This window comes from Flavobacterium johnsoniae UW101 (assembly GCF_000016645.1).
Taxonomy (GTDB): Bacteria; Bacteroidota; Bacteroidia; order Flavobacteriales; family Flavobacteriaceae; genus Flavobacterium; species Flavobacterium johnsoniae.
In genome coordinates this window covers 1,487,672-1,501,598 of sequence record NC_009441.1, presented here as the reverse complement: position 1 = coordinate 1,501,598, position 13,927 = coordinate 1,487,672, and the positions used below count along the sequence as shown (strand labels likewise).

The following is a 13,927-nucleotide window of genomic DNA, read 5'->3' as shown; positions in this document are numbered from 1 at the left end:
CTTTTTGTTTTGCCACGAATTACACGAATTTCCACGAATTCAAATTTTTAAAAGCTGCATCCTAATTTTTTTGCCACAGATTAAAAGGATTAAAATGATTTATCCACTGTGCTTTTACTTTTTAATCTGTGAAAATCCTTTAATCTGTGGCAAAACTTCAAAAAATAAATTCGTGGAAATTCGTGTAATTCGTGGCAAACCTTTTTTAAATTTGAGAAACTTAAAACTTAAACCATGAAAATTATAAAATGGGGAATTATAGGCTGTGGTAATGTAACCGAAGTAAAAAGCGGACCGGCTTTTCAGAAAGCACCAAACTCGGCTTTAGTTGCTGTGATGCGAAGAGATGCGAAACTTGCCGAAGATTATGCCAAACGCCACAATGTTCCGAAATGGTATTCGAACGCAGCTGATTTAATAAACGATCCCGAAGTTGATGCGGTTTATATTGCTACTCCTCCTTCTTCTCATAAAGAATATACTATTTTATGTGCCAAAGCCGGAAAACCGGTTTATGTAGAAAAACCTATGGCATTGACTTTTGAAGAATGCAATGAAATGATCAGCGTTTGCAAAGAACATAATGTTCCTTTGTTTGTTGCGTATTACAGAAGAGCTCTGCCCCGTTTTTTAAAGATAAAAGAAATAATCGATCAGGGAAAATTAGGAAATATTCGACATGTAAACTGTGTTTTATATCATCCTTTTGAAGAGCGTTATGACGATGAAATCAATCTTCCGTGGACGGTTCTGCCTCATATTTCAGGCGGCGGGATTTTTGTCGATTTGGCCTGCCATACTTTAGATTTCCTTGATTTTGTTTTAGGTCCGATAAAATCTGTTCGCGGACATGCGACTTCGCAGTTAAAAGCATATCCGGCTGAAGATGCGGTTTCAATGTCGTTTTTATTTGAAAACGGAATCCATGGATCTGGAATTTGGAATTTTGCCAGCTTTGAACGTTATGACAATACTGAAATTGTAGGCGATAAAGGAAAAATTTCTTTCTCTACTTTTGGAAATGATCCAATTCATATTCAATATGCAAATGGAGAAAAAGAAAGTCTTGCTATCGAAAATCCGCTTCATATTCAACAGCCTTTTATAGAAACTGTCATTACTGAGCTTTTAGGTAAAGAAGGTGCTTCTCCATCAAAAGGGATTTCCGGCGCAAGAACAACCTGGGTTATTGATGAAGTTTTAAAGGAGTTTAGAGAATCTAAATCGTAGCAATAGTATTTCGCCAAAAAGAAGAAATCTCACATAAAAAAAGAGGATATTCTTAACGAATATCCTCTTTTCTAAAAACTAAAAAACTTCTATAAAATTTAAAGGCTGTATTTAATTCCAAGTGTTAATCCTAAACCTGAAATACCTACATAAGAGCTTAACTCATCCATTGGTTTATCTTTGTTAACTCCATTAGGATTTGTTGCAGCATTGTTTGAATTCACATCTAAACCGTCTCTGTAATTAGTATGGATTTGAGCAGTAGTTCTGGTAGCTAAAGCATCTTGTCCGTTTACAGTAAATTCAGTTGTTTCTTTTGTTTTACCATGTACAGTAAAGTTACGGTACTCTAATTCTGCAAAAGCTGAAAGGTGTGAAGTAAGTTTATAAGTTGTACCTAATGCTGCTGTAAATCCAATAGTTGGATTTGGTTTTACTTTATCAACACTGTGAACATTTCCAAAAGCAGTTGGAGTTCCTGTTGGACTAAAAGCAATTGGAGCATATGCATCTGAAGTGATTTCTAAATCTCCATGAATTGGAACTAAAACACCAACTTTAGTATAAGGCTCAAATCCTTTATGTTCTCCTAAAAACATTACTACGGCTGGAGCAACATCAAAAGCAGTAATTTGACCTACCGATTTAAAACTATACACACCAGCTGGAGTGATAGGCACATCCGAAGTAGTTTGTGCCATCTTTTTATCATTACTTGTATAGTAATTTACACCTAATTCAAAACCAATTCTTGTAGAAAAACGGTAACCAGCAGTGATTCCTGTTCTAAAACCTTGTCCAAAAGAACCAGTAACACTTTTTTCAGATACTAATTTTCCTCCTACATAAGTTCTATCCATTGCATCATGCCCTCCAACAGTTGGAAATTCAGTTGAAGCAGTCTGATTAAAATATGATCCTCCTAATTTGAAATACCAGCTTTCTGGTTTTTCTGCTTTTTCTGTCTGCGCCACAGCTGTCATTGAGCAAACTAATAGTCCTAATAAAAATAGGTTCTTTTTCATAATTCTGATTTAATTGATTTATACAAATTTAGAATATCTTAACATATTCTGTAATTTGGATTAGTTAGACTTGGTACGAAATCGTTGTAATTTCAAGCAATATTACTAAAAAACTATTATGCATGCATAATTTTAACACTAAAAAAATGCATTCTTCTAAATTTTAACTGTTAAAATTTAGTTCAACTTAAAATTTATCTGCATTTTTTCCAATTCCTGCAGCAGCTCGGTGGAAATTCTTACTTTCAATCTTCTGCTTGGCATCGTAAGCTTGGTAACTACTTTTATTTCTTCTACCTCATTTACTTCTTGTATTTTGGTATCCTCAATTGCGGCATCTTCATTTTCATCATCAAAAACCGCATCATCAGCATCTTCAAAATCAGTTGGAGTCTCTACCTCAACCAGTTTTTTTATTTTTTCTAATTCCATGATTTCAAAAGTCACAGAATTATCTCCTTTGTTTTCATTAAACAAATGACTCAGTTTATGAATGAACTCCGGATGAAGATCTTTAATATTCAATAAAACAATCAGCTTTTTAGCAAAAGCTTCTAAAATGTCCTGCAATTGTCGAATCTCAACAAACTGCATTCTCGGATCTGTTTTTTTACCGGTGTCATGATTTACCCAGCCGTCTTTGATTAATATTTTCAAAAAGGCAAAATTGTTCTGAATTAAGAAATGGCGGAATTTCAGGTATTCTTCACCAAAAATCTTAAACTCATAACTTTCATCATATCCTTCTAAGTTGAAAGCGGCCCAGCCTTTTCCATTCTTAGCCACACGATGCTGTACGTTGTTGATAATTCCGGCAAAATTTAGATTTTTACCTACATATTCATTCATGCTTTTTAATGCTTCTAAACGAGCATTACAGAAGTATTTCATCTCAAATCTAAAATCATCCAGCGGATGTCCAGAAATATAAATTCCAACAACCTCTTTTTCTTTTGCCAGTTTTTCCATCGTACTCCAGTCTTCACATGGAGGCACAACTGGTTCTGCGATTTGTACTTCGCTGGCTTCTCCAAATAAACTTACTTGGGATGAGTTTTCATTTTCCTGAAACTTCGATCCATAACGCATCGCTTTTTCGTAGAATGTAATTCCGTCACCATCGTCGTGGAAATACTGCGCTCTGGTTGTTCCTTCAAATGAATCGAAACCTCCGGCAAGCGCTAAGTTTTCAATCGCTTTTTTATTGGCGGCACGCAAATCAATTCGTTTCGCCAAATCAAAAATCGATTTATATCTTCCGTCTTTTCTGTTTTCTACAATTGTTTCTACAGCTCCGGAACCCACACCTTTGATAGCTCCCATTCCGAAACGAACTGCGTAGTCATCGTTTACAGTAAATTTATAGTACGATTCGTTTACGTCAGGCCCAAGAACCTGTAATCCCATACGTTTACATTCTTCCATGAAGAAAGAAACTTGTTTGATATCGTTCATGTTATTCGAAAGTACCGCCGCCATATATTCAGCAGGGTAATGCGCTTTCAAATAAGCAGTTTGGTACGCAATCCAGGCATAACAAGTCGAGTGCGATTTGTTGAAGGCGTAACTCGCAAAGGCTTCCCAGTCTTTCCAGATTTTCTCCAAAATCTTGGCGTCATGTCCTTTTTGTGCTGCTTGTTCAACAAACTTGGGCTTCATTTTATCCAGTACGTCTTTTTGCTTTTTACCCATCGCTTTACGCAAGACGTCGGCCTCACCCTTTGTAAATCCTGCCAAAGACTGAGACAAAAGCATTACCTGCTCTTGGTAAACTGTAATTCCGTACGTTTCTGATAAATATTCGGCACAGGCATCTAAATCGTATTTGATTTCTTCATCACCGTTTTTTCTTCGAACGAAAGATGGAATATACTCCAAAGGTCCCGGACGATACAAGGCGTTCATGGCAATTAAATCTCCAAAAACCGTCGGCTTCAGATCTTTCATGTATTTCTGCATCCCGGGTGACTCATATTGGAAGATTCCAACAGTTTCACCTCTTTGGAAAAGCGCATACGTTTCTTCATCATCAATCGGGAAATTATCTGGATCGAGATCAATTCCTGTTCTGTATTTTACCAGTTTTACGGTATCTTTTATCAGCGTAAGGGTCTTCAGACCCAAGAAGTCCATTTTAAGCAATCCGGCACTTTCTGCAACCGAGTTATCGAACTGTGTTACATATAAATCTGAATCTTTTGCAGTTGTTACAGGTACGTAATTCGTAATATCCGACGGTGTAATGATTACCCCGCACGCGTGAATTCCCGTGTTACGCATCGATCCTTCCAGAATTTTTGCCTGCTGAATGGTTTCTCCTGCTAAATCATCTTCATTGGCAATCGCGATTAATTCTTTTACATTATCAAATTCGTCAGAACGAAGCGCTTTTTTAACTTCCTCTTCACTCTCCGAAATAAAACGCGCTAAATTCCATTTTGACGGCATCATTCCCGGAATCAGTTTCGCAATTCTATCGGCTTCAAATAAAGGTAAATCCAATACACGCGCCGTATCACGAATCGCCGATTTAGTCGCCATTTTACCATAAGTGATAATCTGTGCTACCTGTTTTTGACCGTATTTGTTGATTACATAATCCATTACACGTCCACGACCCTCGTCATCAAAGTCGATATCAATATCGGGCATCGATACACGGTCAGGATTTAGGAAACGCTCAAAAAGCAAATCGTACTTAATAGGGTCAATATTTGTAATCCCCAGACAGTAAGCAACGGCAGAACCCGCTGCAGATCCACGCCCAGGACCTACCGATACGTCCATTTTTCTTGCCTCGGCGATGAAATCCTGTACAATTAGGAAATAACCCGGATATCCTGAATTCGAAATCGTCATTAATTCAAAATCCAAACGCTCCTGAATTGATTCGGTAATTTCGCCGTATCTTCTTTTCGCACCTTCCATCGTAAGGTGTCGCAAGTATTTATTTTCCCCTCTTACACCACCATCTTCTTCATCTTCAGGAACCATAAATTCGTCAGGGATTTCGAATTTAGGAAGCAATACATCACGATAAAGTGAATACCCTTCAACCTTATCAATAACTTCCTGAATATTGATAATGGCTTCGGGTAAATCGGCGAAGAGCTTTTTCATCTCTGCTTCCGACTTGAAATAATATTCCTGATTTGGAAGTCCGTAGCGGTAACCGCGTCCACGTCCAATAGGTGTTGCCTGCTTTTCACCGTCTTTTACACAAAGTAAAATATCATGCGCATTTGCATCTTCTTTATTTAAGTAATACGTATTGTTTGTCGCAATTAATTTGACATTGTGTTTTTGCGAAAATTCAATCAGGGTTTTGTTGACACGATTTTCATCTTCCTGATTATGACGCATAACTTCCAGATAGAAGTCTTCGCCAAATTGTTCTTTCCACCAAATCAATGCTTCTTCGGCTTGGTTTTCACCGATGTTTAGGATTTTACTCGGAATTTCTCCGTATAAATTCCCAGACAAAACCATAATATCGCCTTTGTATTTTTCGACGATGTTTTTGTCGATTCTCGGTACATAATAAAATCCTTCAGTATAAGCAATCGAAGCCATTTTAGCTAAGTTGTGGTAACCCGCTTTGTTTTTGGCCAGTAATACAACCTGATAACCGTTGTCTTTTTTACTTTTATCTAAATGATTTTCGCAGATATTAAATTCACAGCCTACAATTGGTTTTATTTCGGTTTCTGTTGGTTCTTCTCCTGCTTCAACCAAAGCTTTGTTTTTTCCAGATGCTGCTTTGTTATGATTCATTACGGCACTCACAAAATGGAAAGCTCCCATCATGTTTCCAGTATCAGTCATCGCTACGGCAGGCATTCCGTTTTTAGCTGTTGCTGCTACAATATTTCCAATTCCGATAGTAGATTGAAGTACCGAAAACTGCGTATGATTGTGTAAATGCGCAAATTTTGCTGCTTTGAAATCAGCTTTATCTTCTTCTGAAACAACGGTCTGCTGCCCTTCTCCAGCTAAAGCTTTAAGCTGTTCCCTGATTTTATCTGAAGCAGCTTTTAAATTAATGTGTTTTAAACCAATTAACTTAAATGGCTCAGCATTTCTTTCTTGAAATTCTTTGAAATATTCCTTCGGAACGTCTAATTCTTCTTTTGTAAAAACCTCTCTTCTAACCAATTCCAAGAAACAACGCGTAGTTGCCTCAACGTCGGCAGTTGCATTGTGCGCTTCCGCGAAAGGCTGATCGAAAAGATAGCTGTGTAATTCGGTCAGAGTCGGCAATTTGAATTTTCCTCCACGACCTCCAGGAAGCTGTAATAACGAAGCCGTAACTTCGGTACAAGTATCCAAAACAGGCATTGAAGCCATTTGAGACTCCACTCCCATTCTATGGAATTCAGCTCCCATAATATTAACGTCGAAACCTAAATTTTGTCCAACGATAAATTTAGTTTTGCTTAAAGCAATATTGAATTTCTCCAGAACTTCGGCCAAAGTGATTCCATCGGCTTCAGCCAATTCAGTTGAGATTCCGTGAATACGCTCGGCATCATACGGAATATTAAATCCTTCTGGTTTTACCAAATAATCCTGATGCTCAATAAGCTGTCCCATTTCGTCATGAAGCTGCCACGCAATTTGTATACAGCGAGGCCAGTTATCAGAATCGGTTATCGGGGCATCCCAGCGTTTTGGTAATCCGGTTGTTTCGGTATCGAATATTAAATACATAGAGTTGTAAAAGTCAAATTTTAAAGCTCCAAATTCCAAATCACTCACATTGCAAAACATTGACAACATGAAACATAACAAAATGCGAAATGAAAAATCGGAGGAATTCAAATTTACGCTTTTTTTAGAGAAATAAAGAAGCGAAAGTTGTTAACAAAAACGTTAATTAAAACTCCTCGATTGCAATACTTAAAATTTTAAACACATAGAAACATAGATTTCAATTTTATAAAAAGAAGCCTAAAAAAAATCTAGATTTTTAACACATAGCTATATAAGTGAAACGTCTTTGTAGACAAAGAAAAACTATGTCTCTATGTGTTTAAAACAAATTACACTCAAAGTTTTTAATCCAAAAAACTTCGATTATTCATTTTGGATACTCATTGTACCAAAATGAACACTTTTAAGCTGTACTGTATTCTGAACTTTGCTTCATCAAATTATAACAATTAAAAAAACAATAATCATGAAAACAATTTTTATCACAGGCGCATCATCAGGTTTAGGAAAAGCAACAGCAAAATTATTCCACGAAAAAGGATGGAATGTAATTGCAACCATGAGAACTCCAGAAAAAGAAACAGAACTTTCTCAATTAAAAAATGTAACGCTTTTACCATTAGACGTCACCAATTACGATCAAATTCAAAACACAGTAAAAAAGGCATTGGAACTAAGCGATATCGACGTTGTTTTTAATAACGCGGGATATGGATTAATTGGGCCTTTGGAAAGTCTTTCTGACGATCAAATCACCAAACAATTAAACACTAACTTATTAGGAGTTATTCGAGTTACCAATGCTTTTATTCCATATTTCAGAGAAAGAAAAAGCGGTTTATTTATCTCAACAACTTCTATTGGCGGATTAATCGCTTTCCCTTTAGGATCTGTTTATCACGCAACGAAATGGGGATTGGAAGGTTGGAGTGAAAGCATGGCTTACGAATTAAATCCGTTTGGCGTACATATTAAAACGGTTTCTCCGGGTGGTATTAAAACAGAATTTCTTCACGGCTCTCTTGACACAGGAGCAAAACCAGAATACGAAGCTATGACCAACAGTATGTTTGCAAGTGTTGACACGATGTTTGAAATGGCATCAACTCCAGAACAAATTGCCGATGTGGTTTATGAAGCTGCAACTGACGGAAAAAATCAGCTAAGATATGTTGCTGGTGAAGATGCAAAAGCACTTTACAAACAAAGATTAGAATTAGGCGCAGAGACTTTCCGTACTGAATTTGGAAAACAGTTTCTTGGAGCATAATAACTCCTAATAAGTCTGTCCAAAAAGCTTCCAATATTCTTTTTTTAAGCTCCAGCGGAGCGAAATTATGTATAGAAATTCAATAATCCAGACACAAAAGAGCTCCAGCGGAGCAAAATATTTATCGCAATGAATATGTCGCTCCGCTGGAGCTTTGTTCTCAATAATAAACATGATTTCTATAAATATTTCGCTTCTCCGAAGCTGATTTTAGTCTCTCAAATTTTCATACTTTTATATCATGGAAAGAAAAAACAATAATCCGGAAAAAATCTCTTCTATATCGCAGTTTCATGACCTGCTTCGACTGCCAAAACCGCTTCATCCGATGGTCAGTTTGGTAGACAATACGCTATTGGTTATCAATGAAGATTTGGCAAATCATGCTTTTTTGCTTGATTTTTACAAGGTGTCTTATAAATTTTCCACTAATAGCAAAATGGGTTATGGACAAGGTTATTATGATTTTAACGAAGGCGGACTTATGTTTGCTTCTCCAAATCAGTTGATCTTTACTGAAAATGAGGAAGGTGCTGCATACGGTGGTTATACACTTCTATTTCATCCTGATTTCATTCGAAATTATCCTTTGGGAAAAAGCATCAAAAAATATGGTTTCTTTTCTTATGACACCAATGAAGCTCTGCATCTTTCAGACGGTGAAAAAACAATTATTATAGGATTATTACAAAGCATCGACAATGAACTCAATACGGCAATTGACGAAATGAGCCAGGATGTGATTGTTTCTTATATTGATGTTTTGCTGAATTACAGCAATCGTTTTTACAAACGCCAATTTATTACCAGAAAAACCATCAGTCACGATTTGTTATTAAAAGTCGAAGAAACTTTAGACAACTACATCAGCAATGCAGAAACCTTGAAAAAAGGATTACCAACAGTAGAATTTCTGGCTTCACAAATTAATGTTTCAAGTCATTATCTCAGCGACATGCTTCGTAACTTAACTGGATTAAATGCGCAACAGCACATTCATTCGAAATTAATTGAAAAATCAAAAGATTTCCTGATCACTACCAATCTTTCAGTAGCCGAAATTGCTTATCAATTGGGTTTTGAATATCCGCAGTCATTTAGTAAATTATTCAAAAAGAAAACGAGCCTTACTCCGTTAGAATTTAAAAACTCTTTGAATTAATTTTTAAAAATTATTGTCTTTAAAAAATCAGTTTCTGCCTCAAAAAATCATAAAATTTGATAAAAATACACTTCTTGGATGTCGTAGTATTTTGATGTTTTATTGAATCTAAATAACGTCTTAAAAACTCCTTTAAAAGCTTTCAAAAACCCAAAAAGCATTCTTTTTGCAAAAATTTCAAAACTAACAATTATTACTATTTTTATACATTTTGTTAGATTTTTTCAATCAAATTCTTATATTTTATAGTGATTATGAGATAAATTTGCAAACTATTAAAACAAAAAACAAACAAGAAAAATTAAAGCCGAAAAAGAAAAAGCAAATCAATTTCTTAATCATTTTTCTTTCAAATTTTAGTCTGCAAAAGCCGTTTGGCAATTTGTAATTTAGTTTGGGTATCGTATATAATGAAATATCGAAATTGACGCTTTTTTATCTTTTTTTACTTTTGTTTTGCTATTATAATGAACAGGAAATTGCTGTGGTTATAGAAATTACAATTAAAAAAAATAAAAAATGAGTAAGACATTATTTGACAAAGTATGGGATTCACATGTTGTGCGTAAAATTGAAGATGGACCAGATGTGTTTTTTATTGACCGCCATTTCATTCATGAAGTTACGAGTCCTGTTGCTTTTTTAGGATTAAAATCAAGAGGCGTTAACGTATTATATCCGGAACGTACTTTTGCAACTGCCGACCACAATACACCAACCATAAACCAACATTTACCAGTTCAGGATCCACTTTCTGCTAACCAGCTTCAAGCTCTTGAAGACAATGCTAACGAATACGGAATTTCGCACTGGGGATTAGGTCACCAAAAAAATGGAATTGTACACGTAGTAGGTCCTGAAAACGGAATTACTTTGCCAGGTGCTACTATTGTATGCGGGGATTCGCATACGTCTACTCACGGTGCTTTTGGAGCTATCGCTTTTGGTATCGGTACATCTGAGGTTGAGATGGTGCTTTCTACTCAATGTATTATGCAGCCTAAGCCAAAGAAAATGCGTATTAACGTAAACGGTAAATTAAGCAAAGGTGTTGGTCCAAAAGACGTTGCGCTTTATATTATTGCTCAGTTAACTACTTCTGGAGGAACAGGATATTTTGTTGAATATGCTGGTGATGTTTTCGAAAACATGACTATGGAAGGTCGTATGACAGTTTGTAATTTAAGTATCGAAATGGGTGCTCGCGGAGGAATGATTGCTCCTGACCAAACTACTTTTGATTTTCTTGAAGGAAGACTTTACGCTCCAAAAGGAGAAGCTTGGACAAAAGCTGTTGAATACTGGAAGACTCTTAAAACTGATGCTGATGCTGTGTTTGATGCTGAATTAAACATCAAAGCGGAAGACATCGAACCAATGATTACTTATGGTACTAACCCTGGAATGGGAATTGGTATCACAAAACATATCCCAAGTGCAAAAGAGGTTGAAGGCGGCGAGGAAACTTACAAAAAATCTTTGGCTTACATGGGCTTCAACGAAGACGATGTAATGATTGGAAAACAAATCGATTACGTTTTCTTAGGAAGCTGTACAAATGGACGTATTGAAGATTTTAGAGCTTTTGCTGAAATTGTAAAAGGAAGAAAAAAAGCAGAGAATGTTACCGCTTGGTTAGTTCCGGGTTCTCACGTTGTTGAAGCGCAGATTAAAGAAGAAGGTATTTTAGATATTTTGACTGAAGCTGGTTTTGTATTACGTCAGCCGGGTTGTTCAGCTTGTTTAGCAATGAACGATGATAAAGTTCCTGCAGGAAAATATGCAGTAAGTACTTCAAACAGAAACTTTGAAGGTCGTCAAGGTCCTGGTTCAAGAACGCTTTTAGCAAGTCCAATTATGGCTGCTGCTGCTGCTGTTACAGGAAAACTAACAGACCCAAGAGAGCTTTTTTAAAGATTTAGGAATGAAGATTAACGATTTTTGATTTCAGATTTCGATACGCTTCATTAAAAAATCTTCTAAAATTTCAATTTACATTTTACAAAAAACATTAACGATTACAATTTTAAGACACAACAACAAATCTAAAATCAGAAATCGTTAATCAAAAATCAAAAATCAAATGGCATACGATAAATTTAATATACTTACGAGCAGTGCAGTGCCACTGCCAATTGAGAACGTAGATACAGATCAAATCATTCCAGCTCGTTTCTTAAAAGCTACAAAACGTGAAGGCTTTGGAGATAATCTTTTTAGAGACTGGAGATATAATGGAGATGATACTCCAAAAGCAGATTTCGTTTTAAACAATCCAACTTACAGCGGAAAAATTTTAGTTGGAGGAAAAAACTTCGGTTCTGGATCTTCAAGAGAGCACGCTGCATGGGCAGTTTACGATTACGGATTTAGAGCTGTAGTTTCTAGTTTCTTTGCTGATATCTTCAAAGGAAACTGTTTAAATATTGGTGTTTTACCAGTACAAATCAGCCCAGAATTTTTAGCAAATATTTTCGAAGCTATCGAAGCTGATCCAAATACTGAATTAGAAATCAACCTTCCAAACCAAACGATTACTTTATTGTCAACTGGTGAGCAAGAATCATTCGCTATTAACGGTTACAAAAAAAATAACATGATTAATGGTTTTGACGATATTGATTATTTACAAAACATGAAGGAAGATATTAAGGCTTTCGCCGATAAACTTCCGTACTAATAGAAATATCATTCAGTCTATTAGACCCGGCAGGCTTTAAAAACCAGTCGGGTCTTTCTAGAATATAGAACGCGGATAAAACAGATTTACTATCGCAAAAGCACGGATTAACGCAGATTTTATTTCATTTAATAATAAAAAATCCGTTTTTATCAGCGTCTTCGCAAAGCGAATCCGTAAAATCAGCGTCAAAAATTAGAATACGTTTATCTGTTGCATTCAAACAGTTAGAAATTAGAAATATCAATATGGAAAAAAGAAAAATTGAAATAATGGATACGACACTCCGTGATGGCGAACAAACCTCAGGAGTATCTTTTTCTGCTGCAGAAAAATTAACCATTGCGCAATTGTTGTTGGAGGAATTAAATATTGATAGAATCGAAATTGCTTCTGCCCGCGTGAGCGAAGGAGAATTTCAGGCCGTAAAAGGCATTACTTCATGGGCCGAAGAAAAAGGATACATTGACAGAATTGAAGTTTTGACGTTTGTTGACGGAGGCGTTTCAATTGACTGGATGAAAAAAGCCGGTGCCAAAGTACAGAATTTATTGACCAAAGGTTCAATGAATCACTTAACACATCAATTAAAGAAAACTCCGGAACAGCATTTTTCTGAAATCGCTCAAATCATTGCTTTAGCTAAAGAAAACAATATAGAAACCAATGTTTATCTGGAAGACTGGAGCAACGGAATGCGAAATTCTCCAGATTATGTTTTTCAATTTCTAGATTTCTTAGCAACACAGCCAATCAAAAGAGTTTTACTCCCTGATACTTTAGGTGTTTTAATTCCATCTTTAACTTTTGAGTTTATTTCAAAAATCAGAGCAAAATATCCAAACATTCACTTTGATTTTCATGCACACAACGACTACGATTTAAGCGTTGCCAATGTTATGGAAGCGATAAAAGCGGGAATCAACGGACTTCACGTAACGGTAAACGGAATGGGAGAACGTGCTGGAAATGCACCTCTTGAAAGTACTGTTGCTGTAATCAACGATTATTTACCACAAGTAAAAATCAATGTAAAAGAAACTTCTCTGTATTCTGTAAGTAAACTTGTTGAGACTTTTACAGGCTACAGAATTCCTGCCAACAAACCAATTGTAGGCGATAACGTTTTTACACAAACAGCTGGAATTCATGCTGATGGAGACAACAAAAACAACTTGTATTTTAACGATCTTCTTCCAGAACGTTTTGGAAGAAAACGTAAATATGCTCTAGGAAAAACTTCTGGAAAAGCCAATATTGAAAAAAATCTTCAGGAATTAGGTTTAAAACTTAACAACGAAGATTTGAAATTGGTTACCCAAAGAATTATCGAACTAGGCGACAAAAAAGAAACCGTAACTAAGGAAGATCTTCCATACATTATTTCTGATGTTTTAGACAGCCATACTTACGAAGAAAGAATCACAATAAATTCTTATATGCTGGTTCATTCTAAAGGAATGCGCCCATCTACGACTTTATCTTTGAATTTAAACGGAGAAATAATCGAAGAAAATGCACAAGGAGACGGTCAGTTTGATGCTTTTATGAATGCTTTATCAAAGATTTACAAAAGCAAGAAACTTACGCTTCCAAAATTAATTGATTACGCAGTTAGAATCCCACCAGGAAGTAGTTCTGATGCATTGTGCGAAACCATTATTACATGGACAAACAACGGAAAAGAATTCAAAACCCGCGGATTAGATTCTGACCAGACCGTTGCTGCGATTATTGCGACACAAAAAATGCTTAACATTATAACTTAATAATAGGTACAAAGGTTCAAAGTGACAAAGCGACAAAGGTCTATACCTGCTTTTAAAACTTTGAACCTTTGCAACTTT

8 protein-coding genes are annotated in these 13,927 nt (G+C 35.9%); 6 read left to right on the top strand and 2 right to left on the bottom strand.

The window, feature by feature from the left end; genetic code table 11:
• The first annotated feature begins 234 nt into the window (after window positions 1-234).
• Window positions 235-1,230 carry a Gfo/Idh/MocA family protein gene (locus FJOH_RS06815; RefSeq protein ID WP_012023392.1) on the top strand — a complete coding sequence of 332 codons (996 nt, stop codon included), beginning with the start codon at window positions 235-237 and terminating at the stop codon, window positions 1,228-1,230.
• Between the two features lie 98 nt (window positions 1,231-1,328).
• Here FJOH_RS06815 and FJOH_RS06810 read toward each other — a convergent pair whose 3' ends face one another.
• Together FJOH_RS06810 and dnaE are read right to left on the bottom strand one after the other, a co-directional pair.
• Entirely contained in the window at window positions 1,329-2,255 is a 927-nt protein-coding gene (locus tag FJOH_RS06810) for an outer membrane beta-barrel protein (RefSeq protein ID WP_012023391.1), read from the bottom strand.
• A gap of 177 nt (window positions 2,256-2,432) precedes the next feature.
• A complete protein-coding gene (gene dnaE / locus FJOH_RS06805; RefSeq protein WP_012023390.1) occupies window positions 2,433-6,965 on the bottom strand; it encodes a DNA polymerase III subunit alpha in 4,533 nt (1,510 codons plus the stop codon).
• Between the two features lie 469 nt (window positions 6,966-7,434).
• On the opposite strand from dnaE, the gene FJOH_RS06800 reads away from it, so the two are divergent.
• The 5 genes from FJOH_RS06800 (at window position 7,435) to FJOH_RS06780 (ending at window position 13,849) form a co-directional block, all read left to right on the top strand.
• The gene (locus tag FJOH_RS06800; protein ID WP_012023389.1) at window positions 7,435-8,238 is read left to right on the top strand and encodes an SDR family oxidoreductase; all 804 of its coding nucleotides are present in this window, start codon (window positions 7,435-7,437) and stop codon (window positions 8,236-8,238) included.
• A 241-nt stretch (window positions 8,239-8,479) separates the two neighbouring features.
• Window positions 8,480-9,400, top strand: coding sequence for a helix-turn-helix domain-containing protein (locus tag FJOH_RS06795; protein ID WP_012023388.1), 921 nt, complete (start codon window positions 8,480-8,482; stop codon window positions 9,398-9,400).
• Window positions 9,401-9,919: 519 nt separating this feature from the next.
• Window positions 9,920-11,314, top strand: a complete 1,395-nt coding sequence (gene leuC / locus FJOH_RS06790; protein WP_012023387.1) for a 3-isopropylmalate dehydratase large subunit — start codon at window positions 9,920-9,922, stop codon at window positions 11,312-11,314.
• Between the two features lie 169 nt (window positions 11,315-11,483).
• Window positions 11,484-12,080 carry a 3-isopropylmalate dehydratase small subunit gene (gene leuD, locus FJOH_RS06785; protein ID WP_012023386.1) on the top strand — a complete coding sequence of 199 codons (597 nt, stop codon included), beginning with the start codon at window positions 11,484-11,486 and terminating at the stop codon, window positions 12,078-12,080.
• A 248-nt stretch (window positions 12,081-12,328) separates the two neighbouring features.
• A complete protein-coding gene (locus tag FJOH_RS06780; protein WP_012023385.1) occupies window positions 12,329-13,849 on the top strand; it encodes an alpha-isopropylmalate synthase regulatory domain-containing protein in 1,521 nt (506 codons plus the stop codon).
• The last annotated feature ends 78 nt before the right edge of the window (window positions 13,850-13,927 follow it).